Below are 17,539 nucleotides of genomic sequence, written 5' to 3' on the forward strand. Positions count from 1 at the left end.
TCATGCCAGGTCACCCCTGACGGGGGCGCTGCTGCGTCCGTCACGGCGCCCGCTGAGCTCGGCGTCGAGCGTCTCCTGGGCGATGCGCATGCCTTCGGCGTACACGGGCTCCTGGAGGCGCTTCCAGATCTCCTCCTCGGGGACGTCCTCCACATGGCAGACCACCCACCAGACGTTGCCGAACGGGTCCTTGATCCGCCCGCCGCGCTGCCCGAAGGCGCTGTCCGACAGGGCGGTCACGACCTGCCCGCCGGCGGCGACCGCGCGCGCGAACGCCGCGTCCGCGTCGGCCACGAATACGCGCAGCAGGCTCGGCATGACGGGCCAGTCCTCGCGCCGGTCGAAGGCGAGGACGACGGTGTCACCGACCCGGATCTCCCCGTGCCCGACGAGCCCGTCCTCGGTCAGCACCCGTCCCAACTCCTCACCCCCGAACACCTCGGCGACGTAGTCGAGAAAGGCCCCGGTGTCATCGGTGACGACCCAGGGGGCGACGGTGGTGTAGCCGTGGGGGGTCGTGTGTGTCTGCTCGGGCATGGTGATCCTTCCGCTGCTGTGGACCGGATGCTTCGAGCGTAGGAGGCAACTAGGTCTGTTCTTGGCCTAGATGAGGGGATGGGTCCCGGTGACTGTCAGTGGGGCGCTGGAGAATGCGTGCTTCGATGAAATGGAGCGTGCACATGCGCATGACGGATGACGAGCTGTTCGATGCCGTCCTGGCCCGGGTGAGGGAGGGGAGGCCGGCCGACAGCCCCCACCGCGACGCGCTGCCCGGTCCTGCCGCCCTCGCGGAGGTCGAGGTATTCGAGCGCATAGTGGGCTGCCCCATGCCGCCTCTGCTGCGGCGCATCTATCTCGAAATAGGCGACGGTGGAATCGGCCCGTTCGATGGCATTTCCGCGCTTCAGGATGAGGACGAACCTATGGGAATGCTCAACGCCTATGTCGAATACCTCACGGAAGAGTTGGACCCGGAGATCCCGCCACCACCGCCCGCCGGAGTGCTGTTCTTCTGTGACATGGGATGTGCCCAGTGGTTCCTGCTGGACTGCCGGCACCCTGACGGGCAGATGTGGTGGTGGGAGGAGGGCGACCGGCACAAGCTGGATCTGACCTTCCCGCAGTGGCTCGAGTCCTGGTTGCGGGGGCAGACCTGGACGGGGCGGGACGGGGCCGAAGTCATCGATTCGCTGAAGCTGTCGGAGGAATCGTGGGTCGGTCCCGGGGTAACGGAGGGTCTCGTCATCGAGGTACCGGACAACCCGTGACCAGGCCTCGGCGCGGATCCATGATCATGACATGAGCCCGACCTGGGGCGGAGGGAGTCACGCACATGCCGCACGACTGGCGCAGGGAACTCGAGCTGGAGCCGCACGGTGAAGGCGGTTACTTCCGGCGGATCTATACGAGTCCGCACACCACTCAAGCGCCGCAGGGCGAACGCCCCTCGGCCAGTTCGATCTACTACCTGCTCGACGCATCCCGGCCCGCCGGGCTACTGCACCGCAACCGCAGCGACATCCTGCACTTCCTGCTGGACGGCGGGCCGGTCGAATACGTGACGGTGGACCCGGGCGGCGCGCTGAACCGGACCCGGCTCGGGGGCACAGCCCTTTTCCTGCCGGTGCCGGGCGGCTGGTGGAAGGCGAGCCACCTCGTCGACGGCGCGCGCCATGCGCTGGTCGCGGAGGTCGTCACGCCGGGATTCGACTACGCCGATCATGAGTACGCGACGTCCGCCGTGCTCGACGAACTCCCTCATCTCGCCCAGGCGTTGGAGACGTTTGTGCGTAAGTAGCGCCGGCGAGGGGTGTGTCGGGTTCCGCGAGAGGCCCGCTTGCGCTGAAGTGCTTCAGGCAGGGCATCGGGCCATTGCAGATGGGGCAGTTGCTCGGGGTCGGTGTGGTCATCCCCAGTGCCTTTCGATCACCTTGGCAACGTTTTCCAGTGCAGCGTCGAGGTGGCGCCCTGCGTCGTCGGGCATCCAGGGGCGGTGCGTGCTCGGTTTGCGGGCCAAGTCCGCCATGGAGAAAGAGGCCGATGACCTTGAATTGGTTGCTCGGGGGATGCGTTCTCGTCCCGGCAGGCTGTCTCAGCCGTACGTGATCATGACGTTGACGGCGATGATCACGCCGGCGGTGAGGGCGACGAGACCGATCACCGCACCGGCCATGTCCCGTCCGGGGGAAGGCTCCGAGGCCGTGGCGCTCTCCGGATCCTCGCTCGCGTAGTAGACGAGCGTTTCGTCCCCGACCGCCCTGCTCGGCGGTCCGCCCGCCTCGGTGAAGCGCACCGCGCGACCGTCGGCCGTGAAGTCGTATTCGTGGTACTGGATCCGGCGGGGCACGTCGTTGATCGTCTGCACGCGGACGTAGGCCCGCACGACCCGGGCCTGCGCGGTCAGTCCGCTTTCCCATGCTCTGCGCCGCTGCCCGGTCCTGCGGACGATGGCGTAGCCGCCCCACAGCATCAGCAGGATGAGCAACGGAAAGAGTATGTGGAAGACGAAGTCCATGAGTGTTTCCCGAGGTAGAGCTGTAGTGCTGTCGGTTGTCCAGGCCTGACGTGCTCCGATGCGGGCGGGACCCTGTCCGGCGAAGGCCCGGGGCCTGTCGTCCGGTCGGGTCCCGCCTGCCCCGGGGCCGACCTGGTTCGATCCGTTGACCGGGTCGTCAGGCCGGCAGCGCCGCCTCGATCGCCGTCACGATCTCGTCCGCCTCCGGCTCCGTGCGCGGGCGGAAGCGGCTCAGGATCTCGCCCGAGGGGGAGATGAGGAACTTCTCGAAGTTCCACTGGATGTCGCCCGCCTCGCCCTCCGCGTCCGCCGTCTGCGTCAGCTGCGTGTACAGCGGGTGGCGGGAGGCGCCGTTGACGTCGAGCTTCTCCAGGAGGGGGAACGTGACGCCGTACGTCGTCGAGCAGAAGGTGTCGATCTCGTCGGCCGTGCCCGGCTCCTGGGCGCCGAACTGGTTGCACGGGGCGCCGATGACCGTGAAGCCGCGGTCCGCGTAGCGCTTCTGGAGGCGTTCCAGGCCCTCGTACTGGGGCGTGAGGCCGCAGCGCGAGGCCACGTTGACGATCAGGACCGCCTTGCCCTTGTGGTCGGCGAGGGTGGTGTCCGTGCCGTGGAGGGTGCGCAGCGGGATGTCGTACAGGCTCATCGGAACTCCTCGTGAGGGGGCATGGAATGAGGGGCATGTCCCTGGTGGGGCTGGTGCTCTTCGCATCCTACGCAGCGTGACGGGCGCGGTTCCGGCAGCCCGTATGTCGCTGTCTCTTCCGCATTACTGAAACAAGTTCTACTGTGTGCGCCGCCAAGGACCGCCAGAGCCAGGAGGGGCCGTGCACCTCGAATACACGCCTGAGCAGCAGCAGTTGCGCGCCGAGCTGCGTGCGTACTTCGCCGAGCTGGTGCCGGACAACGCGTACAGCCGTTACGAGGACCCGGCCGAACAGAAGCGGTTCTACCGCGAGACCATCCGGCGGCTCGGCAGCGACGGATGGCTTGGAGTCAGCTGGCCCGAGGAGTACGGGGGGCGTGGGCTGACGCCCATGGAGCAGTTCATCTTCTTCGACGAGGCCGCGCAGGCCGGTGTGCCGCTGCCCATCATGGGGCTGAACACCGTCGGGCCCACGATCATGCAGTTCGGGACCGATGAGCAGAAGTCGTACTTCCTGCCGAAGATTCTCTCCGGGGAGATCGACTTCGCGATCGGGTACAGCGAGCCGGATGCCGGCACCGATCTGGCCGCGCTGAAGACGCGGGCCGTCCGGGAGGGCGACGAGTACGTCGTCAACGGACAGAAGATCTGGACGACGAACGGCGACACCGCGGACTGGGTGTGGCTCGCGGTGCGGACCGACCCGGACGCTCCGCCGCACAAGGGCATCACGATGCTGCTGGTGCCGACCTCAGACCCCGGTTACACCTGCACCATCATCAACACCCTTGCCTCGCACGACACCACGGCCAGCTACTACGAGAACATCCGGGTGCCGGTGAGCAGGCGTGTGGGGGAGGAGAACAAGGGATGGCGGCTGATCACGAATCAGCTCAACCATGAGCGGGTCACCCTCGCGGCGCACGGCACCATGGCGATCCGCGCGCTGCACAACGTGCAGAAGTGGGCCGAGGAGACCAAGCTCGCCGACGGACGGCGCGTGCTCGACCTCGGCTGGGTGCGCAAGCGGCTCGCCATGACGCACACCAAGCTCGACGCGATGAAGCTGCTCAACTGGCAGATGGTGAACGCCGTCCAGAACGGCACGCTCACGCCCCAGGACGCCTCGGCCGTGAAGGTGTACGGATCGGAGGCGCGCCGGGACGCGTACGCCTGGCTGATGGAGGTCGTGGGCTCGGCCGGCCCGCTGAAGGAGGGCTCGGCGGGAGCGGTGCTCCACGGCGAGCTGGAGCGGGGCTACCGCAGCGCGGTGATCTTCACCTTCGGCGGCGGCAACAACGAGATCCAGCGGGAGATCATCTCCTGGATCGGGTTGGGGATGCCGCGCGTACGGCGCTGAGGCTGGGGGGGTCCGCCCAGAGGGCGCGCGAGGTCCCGCTACAGCGGGACCTCGGCCAGGATGATCTGGTTGCCCTCGGGGTCGGTCACCATCGCGAAGGGGCCCCAGGGTGCGGAGACCGGTTCGCCGACCTCGACGTCGCGCGTGAGCAGTTCCGCGCGCGTCGTGGCGAGGTCGGTGGTGTGCAGAGTGGCCCAGTTCGTCACGGCGGGCCTGTCCGGGGTGGCGGCCGCGGACAGGATGCCGATGTTGGCGTGCCGGCCCGGCAGACCGACCTCTATCCAGCGCAGTCCCGGCGTGACTTCCTTGTCGAAGCGGAGCTCGAAGCCGAGCTTGTTGACGTAGAAGTCGATGTACACGTCCCGCGATGATCGACAGCATTGGCGTCGTGCCGCTCCACGTCCAGGACCAGGATGGGGCAGGACAGCTGAATACGGGACCGCACGGAGGCCTCGGTCACAACACACCTCTGTGCGCCAGGCTGCGCATGAGATGGCGCAGGCCGTACTCCCACGGGGGTGCCGTCTCGCTGGTGGTGACCGTGTTGACGAGGGCGCCCAGGCGGGGGCTGGAGATGCGGACCACGTCGCCCTCGTGGTGGGTGAAGCCTTCGCCTGGTGCGTCGCGGTCCTTGGTCGGTGCGAACAGGGTTCCCGTGAACAGGACGAAGCCGTCGGGGTGTTGGTGGTGGGCGCCATGTACGGACGACACGAGGTCGAGGACGTCGCGGCTGATCCGGCGCATCGAGCTGCTGCCGTGCAGGACGTAGCCGTCCGTGCCCCGCACCTCCAGGTCGATCTCCATCCCCCGTACGTCGTCCAGGCAGAACCCGTTGCCACCGCCTTCATCGTCGAACAGGCGCAGGAAAGGGCCGAGGGCGCAGGACGCGTTGTTGTCCTTGGCGCGGGGGAGCAGGAGGGCGCTGCGGCCCTCGATGTCGCGGAGGTTGACGTCGTTGCCGAGCAGTGCGCCGCGCACGCGGCCCCGGGAGTCCACCGCGAGGACGGCCTCCGGCTCCGGGTTGTTCCATACGGACGAGGCGAGCACGCCGATGTGGGCGCCGGTGCCCACCGCCGAGAGGACGGGGGCCTTGGTGAACACCTCCGGGTCGGGGCCGATGCCCACCTCCAGGTACTGCGACCAGAGGCCCTCGGTCTGAAGGATGGCCTTGGCCTTCTCGGCCTCCGGCGATCCGGGCCGTACCGCGGTCACCGGTCCCACGGAGGCGGCGAGCCGCTCCCGGGTGCGGGCGGCCAGGGACGGGTCGCCGCCGGTCCGCTCCTCGATGACGCGTTCCATCAGACTCTCCGCGAAGGTCACGCCGGCCGCCTTGATGACCTGGAGGTCGACGGGTGCGAGGAGATGCGGTACGTCCCGCCGACCGGCGGCCGTGGCCGCGAGCAGCTCGTCGAGCGGCCGGCTGCGGCCGCCCTCGGCTTCGCGGACGATGCGGCAGGCGTCCTCGCGCTCCAGGAGGTCGGAAACGGTGGGGGCGTGTGCGGTGAGGTCCACGGCGTGGCCGTCGCGGACGGCGGCCACGCACGGTCCGTCCCATTCGGGTTCGTGAACGCGGGCGATGAGCAAGGCGCTCGAGGCATCGACCGGCAATACGGATTCGGGCGTGAGGGGCATACGGCGCTCCAAGAACGGCTCCACGGGCGGGGTCAGTGTGAGTCGCGGGGCACCGCGTGTCCGCGGCAGCCGCGCAGGAAGTCGAAGTCGGCGCCGCGGTCGGCTCCTTCCACGTGCTGGGTGTACAACCAGGCGTATCCGCTGGTGTGCCGGGGGGCGGGCGGCTCCCATGCGGCACGCCGCCGCTCCAGCTCGGCGTCGTCCACCTGCAGGTTCAGGGACCGCCCGGGTACGTCGAGGGTGATGGTGTCCCCGTCGCGTACGAGGGCCAGGGGGCCGCCGACCGCCGCTTCGGGGGCGACGTGGAGCACGACCGTGCCGTAACCGGTGCCGCTCATCCGGCCGTCGCAGACCCGCACCATGTCGGTGACGCCGGCCTTCAACAGCTTGGTGGGCAGAGGCACGTTGGAGACCTCGGGCATGCCGGGGTAGCCCTTGGGGCCCGCGCCGCGGATGACGAGGACGGTGTTCTCGTCGACGTCGAGGTCCGGGTCGTCGCACACCGCGTGGTACGCCTCGGGGGAGTCGAAGACGCGGGCGGTGCCGGTGTGGGTGAGCAGGTGCGGTGAGGCGGCGGACTGCTTGATGACCGCGCCGTCGGGGCAGAGGTTGCCGTGCAGGACGGCGGTGCCCGAACCGGCGGCCTGGAACGGTGCGTCGACCGGGGTGATCACCTCGTCGCCGATGCGTTCGGCGTCCGCCACGTTCTCGGCGAGCGTGCGCCCGGTCACGGTGAGTGCTTCCGCGTGCAGCAGCTTGGCGCGCACCAGCTCCTGGTGGACGGCGGGCAGGCCGCCCGCGTAACAGAAGTCCTCCATCAGGTACTTGCCGGACGGCATCAGGTTCAGGAGCGTCGGTACGTCGCGCGCGAGCCGGTCGAAGTCCTCGGCGTCCAGGTGTACGCCGACCCGGCCGGCGAGCGCCGTGAGATGGATGATCGCGTTGGTGGAGCCGCCGATCGCGGCGTTGGTGCGGATAGCGTTCTCGAACGCCTCACGGGTCAGGATCCGGGAAGGCCGCAGTTCCTCCTCGACCATCTCGACGATACGGCGGCCCGCCGCCTGCCCCGTCTCGTAGCGGCGCATGTCGACGGCGGGCCAGGTGGCCGAGCCGGGCAGCTGCATGCCGAGGGTCTCCGCCATGCAGGCCATGGTGGAGGCGGTGCCCATCGTCATGCAGTGGCCGTTGGAGCGGGCCATGCAGCCCTCGGCGAAGAAACACTCCTCCTCGGTCATCCGGCCGGCCTTGACCTCGGCCTCCATCTGCCACACCGCCGTGCCCGAACCGACGTCGCGCCCCTGGAACTTGCCGTTGAGCATCGGGCCACCGGTGACCATCACCGCCGGCAGATCGACGCTTGCGGCGCCCATCAGCATGGCCGGGGTCGTCTTGTCGCAGCCGGAGAGCAGCACCACGCCGTCGAGCGGGTTGGCGCGGATCAGCTCCTCGACCTCCATCGCCATGAGGTTGCGGTACAGCATCGCGGTCGGCCGCATCAGCGTCTCGCCGGTGGCCATCGTGGGGAATTCGAGGGGGAAGCCCCCGGCCTGCCATACGCCGCGCTTAACAGCCTCGGCCACGCGGGTCAAATGAGCGTTGCAGGGAGCGAGTTCGGAGGCGGAGACGGCGATGCCGATCACCGGGCGGCCGTCGAAGACCTCGGGTCCGAAGCCCTGGTTGCGCATCCATGAGCGGTACAGCATCCCGCCCCGGCCCGCCGCGCCGAACCATGCCTGACTGCGTCGTCCCTCGGACATGCGGATCACTTCCTTACGTTGGGGGGAGCGGGTCAGCCGAAGAGGTTGTCGAGCTGCTGGCGCACGGTCAGGACGGACAGCACGCCGAAGAGCAGCACCGCCCACACCAGGGCGGCCACGCGATAGCCGCGTACCTTCAGCGGCCTGGGCAGCGCGGTGCGGTTCATGACCAGGAGCAGGATCGCGTAGACGAACATCATGAGTCCGGACACGCAGGCGGAGATCACGAGCAGCACGAGCGGCTGGTCGAGCCCGAGAAGCAGCACCACGGCGCCGACGGCCACCAGGCCCCACACCAGGCGGGCGTAGATCCGGGACTCGCTGATCGAAGTACTGCGCAGATACGTCGACTTGAGCACGTCGGCGGCCATCCGGCTCGTATAGTCGACGATTCCGGTGGCGGCGCTGAACAGCGAGAAGGCGCCGATCAGCCAGAAGAAGACACCGAACCAGTTGCCGACCCGCTCCTGCAGGACGAGCCCTTCCTGCTCGACGAAGGCCACGCTGTTGTCGAGGCCCTCGGTCCCATGGAGCGTGGAGTGCGCCAGCATCGACGAGAGAACGATGGTCACGATGGTGACCAGGGCGAAGGTGATGGCCTGCTCGGCGTTGGCGAACCGCCACCAGCGGCGCCAGCGCGACAGGTTGGTCTCGTTCAGCTCGAAGACATAGCCGACGGCCGGGCCCGCGGCCTCCTCCTTGCCGGTGACGGGGCTGACCAGGCGCGGCACGTAGTGCCCCATGCCGAAGCCCTTGTCTCGGATCCAGTTGCTCTGCACCAGGTTCTGGCCGCCGCCGGCACCCGCGTACGCGAGGGCGCCCATCAGGACGGCGACGCCGAGCTCGGAGGGGAACTTCGCGTCGGTGACCGCCGTCGGCAGGGCGTCCACGGTCGTGGCGGTGACCGCGAGCGCGAGGGCGAGGACGAAGAAGCCGCCGATCAGGACGAGCTTGGCGCCCAGCATCTTCTCCAGGGCGGTGTAGACCACGGGGGCGAGCGTGAGGATCAGGCCGATGACGACGAGCAGGCCGATGCCGATGTAGGCCGGCTTGCCGCCGAAGACGTAACTGAGCATGGTCGCCGAGCTGATGGCCCAGCCCGGCCACAGGTTCGCCGCATACGTGAGGGCCACCATGACCAGGCCCCAGTGCCGCCAGTAGCGGTTGAAGCCGGTCACGGCCGTCTCGCCGGTGGCGAGGGTGTACCGCTCGATCTCCATGTTGAGGAACCACTGGGTGAGCACACCCACCGCGGCGCCCCACAGGAAGACAAGGCCCGCCTGCGAGGCGATGTAGGGCCAGAGGATGAACTCCCCGGAGGACAGGCCGACTCCGGCCGCCACGATGCCGGGGCCGATGATCTTCCAGGTCTTGGCGGGCGGGGCGGGCATCTCGCGCACGTCGGGTGCGGGGAGAATCCCGGTACGCAGGGGGAACGGAGCGGGCGGCGGAGCGGAGGTGCGTTCGGCGTCGGTCATCTTGGACGTCTCCAGGGGGCGTTGGGGACGGTGCGGGTACGATGCCGGGCAATCATTGAATGATTCGATGAAACCGTCCAGGGGGTGTGCACAAGATCGTGGAACGAATCGGGGAGGGGCCCGGGATGCAGATCGGGACAAAGGCCGTGGCGATGACGGGAAGCCGCACCGGCCATCAGCAGATCGTCGAGGTGCTCGGGCGCCGTATCGTCGCGGGTGAGTTCCCGGTGGGCGAGCCGTTGCCCGTCGAGGACCGTCTCGCCGCCGAACTCGGCGTCAGCCGCGGGGCGTTGCGCGAGGCGGTGAAGGCGCTCGCGGCCAAGGGGATGCTAGCCACGCGCCCGCGCACCGGCACCCGGGTGCTGCCGCCCGACGGATGGAACCACCTGGACCGGGACGTCCTTGCCTGGCAGCAGGAGTGCGATCCGCTCCAACTGCTGCGCGAGACAGGCGAGTTGCGCCGGATCGTCGAGCCGGAGGCCGCGCGCCTCGCGGCCCGGAGCTGCCGTCCTGGTCAACTGGACGCGCTGCGAGGTGCGTTGACGCGGATGGAGGAGGCGGAGGCGCGCGGCGACCGTGCCGCCTACGTGGAGGCGGACACCGAGTTCCACCGCACGCTCCTGGCCGCCGGCGGAAACCGTCTGCTCGGCTCGCTCGGCCGCGCCATCGACGTGGCGCTGCGCCACCATTTCGCGATCAGCACCCAGACCCCCGGCGCCGTCGCCTCCTCGCTGCCCGGACACCGTGCGGTCCTGGACGCGGTGGCGGACGGGCGCGGCGATGAGGCGGCGGACGCGGTGACCCGGCTCATCACCGCCGCGGCGCGGGAAGTCGCCGATTCTCCTGCGTTTCCGGCTCCGGCGGACGCACGTAAGGCCGAGTGAGCCCGCTGCGGCTCAGGCGTGGTCGGCCTGTGGGGATCTGCGGCTCGGGCGCGATCGACCTGCGACTCAGTTCCCTGTCGACCGACGGCCACCTGCGGCTCAGTCCCTGTCGACCTACGGCGACCTGCGCCTCAGTCCCTGTCGACCTCCGCCCGCAGCACGTTGTACTCCGCGAACGCTGCCTCGACCTCGTCCCGGTCCAGGCCGTAGCGCGCCAGCTCGTACGAGTGGGGGCGGGCCCCCTTGGGTCGGGCGACGGCCTCGGGGAGCCGGGCGGCTTCCATCTCCGTCCAGGGCGCGCCGACCGCCGCGAACAGCTTCGGGGCGCCCGAGGCCGGTTCGGAGCCGAGCCAGGAGTACGGGGCGTCCACCAGCTGTCCGTCGGGGACGGCAGTCCGTGCCGCCAGGCCCCGCGTCATGGCCCGGCTCAGCAGACCGAGCCAGGTGGCGCCGATCCCCGCCAGATCGACCGGGCGCGTGCTGACCACCATGCCGTGCTCGACCAGGCTGCAGAACGAGGCCACCACCGTGACCGGGTCGCGGTGGCACCACACGAGCGTGGCATCGGGAAAGACGGTGAGCAGAGCGTCCAGGTTCTCCAGGTGCATGGGCGACTTGAACACCCAGCGCCGGCGCGGGCGTCCGTACTGCAGGACCTGGTACGTCTGCTTGAGATACCGGTAGTCGGCGACGAAATCCCGCGCGCAGTGCCACTCCCGGTACGCGGGGATCCCGGCCTGCGACACCGGCATCAGCGCGTGCGGCAGCGCGAACGTGCACTCCTCCGGGCCCTCCGCCGTCATCGGGTGGATGTCCCGGAAGCGCGGTGTGAAGACGTTGGCGCCCTGGACCATCCGGCGTCCGGCCGTGATCGCCTTGCGCCGCTGCCGGGGCGTCGACTCCACGTCGGGAGCCATCAGTTCCCACATCATCGGGCTGCGGTGCTCCGGTGGCAGCGCGAGCACCGCATGCGTGACCGTGGTCGCGGTGCGCGGCAGGCCCACGACGAACACCGGCTTCTCGATCGGCTCCCGCTCGATCTCCGGGTGCTCGGCGATCAGCCGCCGTATACGAGCCCGGTTGGTGAGATGCCGTCGCACGTGCGCCTGCGCCGCCTGCCAGCCGACCGGGGTGAGCCGGTCGGCCTGCGCCCACCAGCCCAGAAGCGACCGGAACTCGTCCGTGAACTCCCCGTCGTCGGGGTCCTGTCCGGCCTGCGCGGCGATCCGGTCGAAGACCCGGCCGGGGTCGCGCCGGGAGCCGAACGAGGGGCGCACCGCCAGGTTGGCGAGCGTGAGAGCGAGCGTGGGCGAGGGCACGCGGTGAACCTATCTGTCCGAACACGCCTGTGAACAGGGCGAGTTGACCGACCGTACGGGAGCGGGGATCAGCGGCGGGCGAACTGGAGCCCGGTGGGCTGTGCGACGTCCGGTCGCACCGCGAGGGCGGGGACGGTCAGCTGCTCGCCGTAGATGTCGGTGAGCCGGATCGCGCCACCGCAGCCGTTGCCGTTCTCGGCGAGGAAGTAGTTGTACATGGTGCGCGGGAGCTGTCGCCAGCCGCCCGAGGTCCGGACCTCGAGCCGGGCGACGGGGTTGCGGTGGCCGATGGCCTGGACGGCGCACCAGTGGCGGCTCGAGCCGGTCTTGTACCGCACCGAGATCTTCTCGGAGGTGCTGGGGCTCACCAGGCTCCAAGTGATCGGGATCCGGCCCGCGTTGAGGGCGGCGAGCTTGGCGAACGCCTGCTTGCTGAGGTCGATCTGTCCGGGCGCGCACGGAGAGGGGCACTCGTTGGTGATCCGTACCGTGACGGTCTTCCCGTTGGCCGCACGGACGAGCACATGGGCGCCGCAGGCCCTGGACGTCTCGTAATCGGTCGTGTTCATGGCCGCGATCATGAGATCGGGGCTCGGCCCGAACAGGCAGGCGCCGTTGCCGTCCCCGGCCTCGTAGTGGGTGGCGACGCCTTGATACGTGGCGCCGGGCCGTATCCGTCCCGCCTGCGGGGCGGCGGCGGGCTTGCGGGAGGGCCGCGGAGTGGCGGTGGGCTTCGGCTTGGCCGACGCGCTCGACTTGGAAGCCGAGGGGCTGGGGGATTTGCTCGGGGAGGGCTTCGTGGTCGCGGTGGCGGTGCTGGGTGACGGGCGATCCGTCGTGGCGTCGGTGGCCGTCGCGACGGACTGTGCGTCGCTGTCGCCACCGGGCAGCAGCACCATGACCAGGACGGCGGCGACAGCCGCGCAGATCACCGCCGTCGCCGCGCCGAATATGAGCCTGCGCCGCTGTCTGCGCTGCCGCGCGGCCTGCCTCGGTGTGTTCATGTGCCAGTTCCGTCCACGTTGTCGAGCCGAGTCGTGCACAGGTGAGTTGCCGCCGGGGCCGCAAAGGTTGCCGGGCATTTTTGCAGGGCGCGGACGGGGTCCGCCGGGGAACGCGGGACACGGGCCTCGCCCGCGACGGCGGCGCCCGGGTCGCGCAGGGATGCGCACGAGACAGCGGCGTACGGGTCGCAGCGGGGACGCGCACGGAAAGGCGGCGCCCGGCTTGCGCGGGCACGCGAACGAAACAGCGGTCACCGGCGTCCAAGGGGCATGACGTGGAGAATCCGCACAGCCGCCCTGCTGCTGCCCGCCGCGCTGCTTCTCACCGGCTGCGCCACCTCGGCGGCCACGCAGACCCAGGGGGCCGCCGGATCGGAGACCTTGCTGCCGGCGCGCGAGGCCGATGAGAACAGGAAGCCCGTGAAGCCGCCGGCCAAGGCCGAAATCGGCCAGTGGTACCCGCATGACTTCACCTCGCACTGCGGGCTGCACAGCACGGAATTCGCAGCCCGCACCTGGCTCCTTCGCACCGTGCGGACCGATCTGCCCTCGCCGGTGGAGAAGGGCACCTGGTCGGTGGCGAAGGAAGTCTTCGCGGGCTACATGCAGCTGGAGAGCGCCGACCTCGCCGTCTTCGCCTCCGTCGAGCTGCCGCCCATCGAACTCGTTCCCGGCGAGACCGATTTCGCCTGCCGCTAGAAGCGGCCCGTCGGGTCGCCCATGGACAGCCCCTGACGCCGTGACACCACACGCCTGCCCCACCCGGAATGCGCGCCCGCGCAGGGTCGGGAAATGTGGCGTGGAAGTACGTCCGCGCCACAGTCAGGGGCAGCACCATGGAGATCGGCAATCTGGAGGCCAGGGTCGACGGGCTGATGGACGGCCTGCGCGCCGACCTCGAACGGCTCGCCGCGATCCCCTCGATCGCGTTCCCGGGCTTCCCGCCCGAGCCGCTCGAACAGGCCCACGACCTCCTGGTGGAACTGCTCAAGGACGCCGGCGTCGAGCACATCGAGCGCCTCGATCTGCCGGACACCGCGCCCGCCGTGTACGCGCACATCCCGCCGCCCGACCCCGGCGCACCCACCGTGCTCCTGTACGGGCACTACGACGTGCAGCCGCCCGGCGACGAGTCCTCCTGGCTGTCCCCGCCCTTCGAGCCCACCCCCACCGACGACCCCGGCGGCGGTCTGCGGGCACGCGGGATCGCCGACGACAAGTCGAATGTGATCGCCCACCTCGGCATGCTCCGGGTGTTCGGCGGCCGCCCGCCCGTCGGGATCAAGATGATCATCGAGGGGCAGGAGGAGTACGGCAGCCCCTTCGACGACTATCCGCCGACCGACCCCGAACGCTTCGCCTGCGATGCCATGGTCATCGCCGACCTCGGCAATCTGCGCCCCGGCACCCCGACGCTCACCACCGGTCTACGGGGCGCCGCCGAGGTGATCGTCGAGGTGCGCACCCTGGACGAGCCCCGGCACAGCGGCGAGTTCGGCGGCGCGGCGCCCGATGCTCTGCTCGTACTGCTGCGGGCCCTTTCCACCCTGCACGACGACAAGGGCGACGTGGCCGTACCCGGTCTGCGCCGCGACGAGTGGAGCGGGGCGGGCTACACCGAGGACGAGTTCCGCTCACTGGCCGGCGTACAGGAGGGGCTGCCGCTGATCGGGTCCGGCGGACTCGGGGAGCGGCTGTGGTCCGGGCCGGCCGTCACCGTGATCGGTCTGGACGCCCCGAGCGTCGAGGGCGCGGCGTCCGCGGTGGTGCCGTACGCCCGGGCCAAGCTCAACCTCCGCTTCCACCCGCTGCAGGACCCCAAGGAAGCGCGCGACAAGCTCGTGGAGCATCTGAGGGCGCAGCGGCCCTTCGGCATTGCACTGACCGTCACACCCGGCGACACGGGACCCGGATACGAGGCGGCCACCGGCGGACCGGCTTACGAGGCGGCGCGCAGCGCGCTGCAGAGGGCCTGGGGCAAGGAGGCCGGTTACGTCGCCACCGGCGGCTCCATCCCGCTGGTCAACGGGCTCGCACAGGCCGCTCCCGAAGCCGAGGTGCTGCTCTTCGGCGCCCAGGACGGCATGTGCAATCTGCACGCCCCCAACGAGCGCGTCCTGCTGTCCGAGCTGCGCAACACCGTCGTCGCCATGGCGGCCTTCGTCACCGAGTACGCCGAGGACTTCCGCGGCCGTACGGGCGCACCGGGAGCCGGCGCGTGAGCGCCACCGAGACCCAGGCGCCCGAACAGGAGCCCGGGAAGAAGAAGTTCACGTTCCCGAGCGCCCTGACGATCCTCGCGATCGTCACCATCGGCGTGTGGCTGCTCGCGTTCCTCATCCCCGCGGGTCAGTACGACCGCAACGAGGACGGCGGCCCGATCCAGGGCACCTACCACCGCGTCCCGTCCGGGCAGTCCTTCGTCGACCGGCTCAACGACCTGTTCCTCTCGCCGGTCAACGGCCTGTACGGCATCCAGGACGAGAAGACCGGACAGGTCGGCCCCGACCTGACGGGCTCGCTGTACGGCAGCGCGGGCGTGTTCCTGTTCGTGCTCGCCATCGGCGCGTTCATCACCGTGGTCTTCGCGACCGGCGCCCTGGACCGCGGCATCGCCCGCCTTGCGCACCGGCTGCGCGACCGCGGTGCGCTCCTGATCGCGGGCGTGATGGTGGTCTTCTCGCTGCTCGGCACCGTGGAGGGCTTCGCCGAGGAGACTCTCGGCTTCTACGGGCTGCTCGTGCCGATGATGCTCGCGCTGCGCTTCGACCGCATGGTCGCCGTCGGCACCGCCATTCTCGGCGCCGGCGTCGGCGTGCTGTGCTCGACGGTCAACCCGTTCGCGACCGGCGTCGCCTCGTCGGCTGCGGGCATCTCGCTCGGTGACGGCATCATCCTGCGCTTCGTCATGTGGATCGTGCTGACCGCGGTGATCATCGCGTACGTGGTGCGCTATGCCAAGCGCGTACAGAAGGACCCGTCGAAGTCGATCGGCGGCTTCCAGCCCGGGGACCGGGAGCAGGCGGCGCAGGCCAATGTCGGTGAGGCGCCCGAACTGACCCGGCTGCACAAGTCCGTGCTCATCCTGGTCGGCCTGGTCTTCGCCTTCATGATCTTCTCCGTGGTGCCCTGGTCCAGCGCGCTCAGCGGCGACGCCGACGCCACCCCGTACGGCTGGGAACTGGACTGGTCGTTCCCGCAGTTGGCGGCGATGTTCCTGGTCGCGGCGGTGCTCGTGGGCCTGGTGGCGCGGATGAACGAGCCCAAGCTGAGCTCGACGATCATCCAGGGCGCGGCGGACTTCATCTCGCCCGCGCTCGTCATCATGCTGGCCCGCGGCGTCACCGTGATCATGAACAACTCGAAGATCACGGACACCGTGCTCCACTCCATCGAAGGCGTGGTCAAGGGCACGTCGTCCGCGCTCTTCGCGGTCATCGTGTTCGTGGTGAACCTGCCGCTGGCCTTCCTGATCCCCTCCACCTCGGGCCACGCCACGCTCACCATGCCCATCCTCGCGCCGCTCGCCGACTTCGCGGGCGTCTCGCGCGCCGTGGTGGTCACGGCCTGGGCGGCGGCGAGCGGCTGGATGAACCTGTGGGTGCCGACCACCGCTGTCACCATCGGCGGTGTGGCGCTGGCGAAGGTCGGCTACGACAAGTACCTGCGGTTCGTCTGGCCGTTGCTGGCCATCCTGTTCGTCCTGATCTGCGGGTTCGTCGCCGTGGGTGCGGTGGTGACCTGAGCGGTCCGGACGGAGATGAGGGGGCTCAGGCCGTACGCGGCGGCAGCGGGAGCGGCAGACCGGGCAGGCCGTCGATGCTGGTGGCGATGTCGTCCTTGCCCTCGAAGTACTTGCTGAGGGCCTCGTCGTCCTTGCGCGCGAAGAACTGCCCGTGCAGATCGCGGTCTTCGTCGTACGTCATGAACGGCACGGCATAACCGCAGGTGTCGCGGACGAGGTCGGCCGTCACGACGATGATGGCGCGCAGTCCGTGCGGGGCGGTGTCGATGCCGGGGAAGCGGGCGAGGAGTTCGTCGAAGCGCGGGTCGTCACGGAATACGGGTTCGCCGCGGCCGTGCACCCGCACGATGCTCGGCGGGCCCTGGAAGGCGCACCACATCAGGGTGATCCGGCCGTTCTCGCGCAGATGCGCCACCGTCTCCGCGTTGCTGCCCGCGAAGTCCAGGTAGGCGACGGTGACTTCGTCGAGGACCGCGAAGGAGCCCTTGAGGCCCTTGGGGGAGAGGTTGACCGTGCCGTCGGCCGACAGCGGGGCCGTGGCGGTGAAGAACATGGGCTGCTGCTCGATGAAGGAGCGCAGGCGGCCGTCTATGCGTTCATAAGTCTTTCCCATGGCTAACGATTATGATCGTTCACCTTTTGCCTGTCGAACGTCTTCTTCGGTCGGACAAGGCCGGACTCGGGGCGAACGAAAGCGGCGGGCACCGCGTCCTTGGTGCATGAGACGTCACCGCCTGCTCGTCGCCTTCGCCCTGCCGGCCGTTCTGCTGTTCGTGGGCTGCGCGGACAACGAACCCGCCTCGCCCGGCACCGCGCTCGGCGCGGAACGCACCGGGCCCGCCCCGTCCACGTATCCCGCGGACCAGGAGACCCTGCCGCCGCGCACGGGCGACGACAACGCGCCCGTCCAAGGGCCCGAGCGCCCGAAGGCCGGGACCTGGTACCCCCACGACCTCTTCTCCCACTGCGGCGTCGAGAGCACCCGCTTCGCCGGAAAGACCTGGATCCTGCGGACCGTACGCACGGACCTGACCTCACCCGTGCCGCTCGACGAGGACTCGGGCCGGCACAACACCTTCAACTACATGGCCGGCTACATCCAGTTGCAGGACCCGGGCATGGCGGTCTTCGTCTCCGCGCACCTGCCACCCCTGGAGTTCGTCCCGGGCACCTCGAACCGTGCGTGCGACTGACCGGCT

The 17,539-nt window shown here is 69.7% G+C and carries 18 protein-coding genes; 8 read left to right on the plus strand and 10 right to left on the minus strand.

Annotated elements, in window-relative coordinates:
* Positions 1 to 537 (minus strand): VOC family protein, encoded by a 537-nt coding sequence (locus H9Y04_RS20615; protein WP_187815410.1) that lies wholly within the window; start codon positions 535 to 537, stop codon positions 1 to 3.
* A gap of 143 nt (positions 538 to 680) precedes the next feature.
* Here H9Y04_RS20615 and H9Y04_RS20620 point away from each other — a divergent pair, with 143 nt between their 5' ends.
* A complete protein-coding gene (locus tag H9Y04_RS20620) occupies positions 681 to 1,268 on the plus strand; it encodes an SMI1/KNR4 family protein (RefSeq protein WP_187815411.1) in 588 nt (195 codons plus the stop codon).
* 65 nt (positions 1,269 to 1,333) lie between these two features.
* Complete coding sequence (locus H9Y04_RS20625) at positions 1,334 to 1,798, plus strand: cupin domain-containing protein (RefSeq protein ID WP_187815412.1); 465 nt, start codon at positions 1,334 to 1,336, stop codon at positions 1,796 to 1,798.
* Between the two features lie 294 nt (positions 1,799 to 2,092).
* On the opposite strand, the gene H9Y04_RS20630 is transcribed toward H9Y04_RS20625, so the two are convergent.
* Positions 2,093 to 2,485, minus strand: coding sequence for a DUF3592 domain-containing protein (locus H9Y04_RS20630; RefSeq protein WP_236071132.1), 393 nt, complete (start codon positions 2,483 to 2,485; stop codon positions 2,093 to 2,095).
* A gap of 187 nt (positions 2,486 to 2,672) precedes the next feature.
* Complete coding sequence (locus H9Y04_RS20635; RefSeq protein ID WP_187815414.1) at positions 2,673 to 3,161, minus strand: glutathione peroxidase; 489 nt, start codon at positions 3,159 to 3,161, stop codon at positions 2,673 to 2,675.
* Between the two features lie 181 nt (positions 3,162 to 3,342).
* Between H9Y04_RS20635 and H9Y04_RS20640 the strand changes: the two genes are divergently transcribed.
* Positions 3,343 to 4,521, plus strand: a complete 1,179-nt coding sequence (locus H9Y04_RS20640; protein ID WP_187815415.1) for an acyl-CoA dehydrogenase family protein — start codon at positions 3,343 to 3,345, stop codon at positions 4,519 to 4,521.
* 38 nt (positions 4,522 to 4,559) lie between these two features.
* Here the strand turns inward: H9Y04_RS20640 and H9Y04_RS20645 are convergent, their stop codons facing one another.
* The 4 genes from H9Y04_RS20645 to H9Y04_RS20660 all read right to left on the minus strand — a co-directional run bounded on the left by H9Y04_RS20645 (position 4,560) and on the right by H9Y04_RS20660 (position 9,388).
* On the minus strand, positions 4,560 to 4,880 hold the full coding sequence (locus H9Y04_RS20645; RefSeq protein ID WP_187815416.1) for a VOC family protein: 321 nt from the start codon (positions 4,878 to 4,880) through the stop codon (positions 4,560 to 4,562).
* Between the two features lie 97 nt (positions 4,881 to 4,977).
* On the minus strand, positions 4,978 to 6,153 hold the full coding sequence (locus H9Y04_RS20650; protein ID WP_187815417.1) for a fumarylacetoacetate hydrolase family protein: 1,176 nt from the start codon (positions 6,151 to 6,153) through the stop codon (positions 4,978 to 4,980).
* 32 nt (positions 6,154 to 6,185) lie between these two features.
* Positions 6,186 to 7,910 carry an IlvD/Edd family dehydratase gene (locus H9Y04_RS20655; protein ID WP_187815418.1) on the minus strand — a complete coding sequence of 575 codons (1,725 nt, stop codon included), beginning with the start codon at positions 7,908 to 7,910 and terminating at the stop codon, positions 6,186 to 6,188.
* Positions 7,911 to 7,942: 32 nt separating this feature from the next.
* Complete coding sequence (locus H9Y04_RS20660; protein ID WP_187815419.1) at positions 7,943 to 9,388, minus strand: Nramp family divalent metal transporter; 1,446 nt, start codon at positions 9,386 to 9,388, stop codon at positions 7,943 to 7,945.
* A gap of 125 nt (positions 9,389 to 9,513) precedes the next feature.
* On the opposite strand from H9Y04_RS20660, the gene H9Y04_RS20665 reads away from it, so the two are divergent.
* The gene (locus H9Y04_RS20665) at positions 9,514 to 10,272 is read left to right on the plus strand and encodes a FadR/GntR family transcriptional regulator (RefSeq protein WP_187815420.1); all 759 of its coding nucleotides are present in this window, start codon (positions 9,514 to 9,516) and stop codon (positions 10,270 to 10,272) included.
* A gap of 131 nt (positions 10,273 to 10,403) precedes the next feature.
* On the opposite strand, the gene H9Y04_RS20670 is transcribed toward H9Y04_RS20665, so the two are convergent.
* Together H9Y04_RS20670 and H9Y04_RS20675 are read right to left on the minus strand one after the other, a co-directional pair.
* Positions 10,404 to 11,591, minus strand: coding sequence for a sulfotransferase family protein (locus H9Y04_RS20670; RefSeq protein WP_187815421.1), 1,188 nt, complete (start codon positions 11,589 to 11,591; stop codon positions 10,404 to 10,406).
* Between the two features lie 68 nt (positions 11,592 to 11,659).
* Entirely contained in the window at positions 11,660 to 12,595 is a 936-nt protein-coding gene (locus H9Y04_RS20675) for an expansin EXLX1 family cellulose-binding protein (RefSeq protein WP_187815422.1), read from the minus strand.
* 270 nt (positions 12,596 to 12,865) lie between these two features.
* Here H9Y04_RS20675 and H9Y04_RS20680 point away from each other — a divergent pair, with 270 nt between their 5' ends.
* The 3 genes from H9Y04_RS20680 (at position 12,866) to H9Y04_RS20690 (ending at position 16,340) form a co-directional block, all read left to right on the plus strand.
* Positions 12,866 to 13,294 carry a hypothetical protein gene (locus tag H9Y04_RS20680; RefSeq protein WP_187815423.1) on the plus strand — a complete coding sequence of 143 codons (429 nt, stop codon included), beginning with the start codon at positions 12,866 to 12,868 and terminating at the stop codon, positions 13,292 to 13,294.
* A gap of 137 nt (positions 13,295 to 13,431) precedes the next feature.
* Positions 13,432 to 14,817 (plus strand): M20/M25/M40 family metallo-hydrolase, encoded by a 1,386-nt coding sequence (locus tag H9Y04_RS20685; protein ID WP_187815424.1) that lies wholly within the window; start codon positions 13,432 to 13,434, stop codon positions 14,815 to 14,817.
* Positions 14,814 to 16,340: a YfcC family protein gene (locus H9Y04_RS20690; protein ID WP_187815425.1), complete on the plus strand. Its 1,527-nt coding sequence runs from the start codon at positions 14,814 to 14,816 to the stop codon at positions 16,338 to 16,340. The genes H9Y04_RS20685 and H9Y04_RS20690 overlap by 4 nt, the downstream gene beginning before the upstream one ends.
* Positions 16,341 to 16,365: 25 nt before the next feature.
* On the opposite strand, the gene H9Y04_RS20695 is transcribed toward H9Y04_RS20690, so the two are convergent.
* Positions 16,366 to 16,953 carry a pyridoxamine 5'-phosphate oxidase family protein gene (locus tag H9Y04_RS20695; RefSeq protein WP_187815426.1) on the minus strand — a complete coding sequence of 196 codons (588 nt, stop codon included), beginning with the start codon at positions 16,951 to 16,953 and terminating at the stop codon, positions 16,366 to 16,368.
* A gap of 106 nt (positions 16,954 to 17,059) precedes the next feature.
* Here H9Y04_RS20695 and H9Y04_RS20700 point away from each other — a divergent pair, with 106 nt between their 5' ends.
* The gene (locus tag H9Y04_RS20700) at positions 17,060 to 17,533 is read left to right on the plus strand and encodes a hypothetical protein (protein ID WP_187815427.1); all 474 of its coding nucleotides are present in this window, start codon (positions 17,060 to 17,062) and stop codon (positions 17,531 to 17,533) included.
* Positions 17,534 to 17,539: the final 6 nt, after the last annotated feature.

Origin of the sequence: Streptomyces polyasparticus, from assembly GCF_014493765.1 — a bacterium.
GTDB classification, from domain to species: domain Bacteria; phylum Actinomycetota; class Actinomycetes; order Streptomycetales; family Streptomycetaceae; genus Streptomyces; species Streptomyces polyasparticus.

Bases quoted from the DNA above. Each gene is read 5' to 3' on its own strand.
- H9Y04_RS20700 (WP_187815427.1), top strand. From the start codon at position 17,060: ATGAGACGTCACCGCCTGCTCGTCGCCTTCGCCCTGCCGGCCGTTCTG.
- H9Y04_RS20655 (WP_187815418.1), bottom strand. From the start codon at position 7,910: ATGTCCGAGGGACGACGCAGTCAGGCATGGTTCGGCGCGGCGGGCCGG.
- H9Y04_RS20680 (WP_187815423.1), top strand. From the start codon at position 12,866: ATGACGTGGAGAATCCGCACAGCCGCCCTGCTGCTGCCCGCCGCGCTG.
- H9Y04_RS20685 (WP_187815424.1), top strand. From the start codon at position 13,432: ATGGAGATCGGCAATCTGGAGGCCAGGGTCGACGGGCTGATGGACGGC.
- H9Y04_RS20635 (WP_187815414.1), bottom strand. From the start codon at position 3,161: ATGAGCCTGTACGACATCCCGCTGCGCACCCTCCACGGCACGGACACC.
- H9Y04_RS20615 (WP_187815410.1), bottom strand. From the start codon at position 537: ATGCCCGAGCAGACACACACGACCCCCCACGGCTACACCACCGTCGCC.
- H9Y04_RS20650 (WP_187815417.1), bottom strand. From the start codon at position 6,153: ATGCCCCTCACGCCCGAATCCGTATTGCCGGTCGATGCCTCGAGCGCC.
- H9Y04_RS20620 (WP_187815411.1), top strand. From the start codon at position 681: ATGCGCATGACGGATGACGAGCTGTTCGATGCCGTCCTGGCCCGGGTG.
- H9Y04_RS20625 (WP_187815412.1), top strand. From the start codon at position 1,334: ATGCCGCACGACTGGCGCAGGGAACTCGAGCTGGAGCCGCACGGTGAA.
- H9Y04_RS20660 (WP_187815419.1), bottom strand. From the start codon at position 9,388: ATGACCGACGCCGAACGCACCTCCGCTCCGCCGCCCGCTCCGTTCCCC.
- H9Y04_RS20665 (WP_187815420.1), top strand. From the start codon at position 9,514: ATGCAGATCGGGACAAAGGCCGTGGCGATGACGGGAAGCCGCACCGGC.
- H9Y04_RS20675 (WP_187815422.1), bottom strand. From the start codon at position 12,595: ATGAACACACCGAGGCAGGCCGCGCGGCAGCGCAGACAGCGGCGCAGG.
- H9Y04_RS20695 (WP_187815426.1), bottom strand. From the start codon at position 16,953: ATGGGAAAGACTTATGAACGCATAGACGGCCGCCTGCGCTCCTTCATC.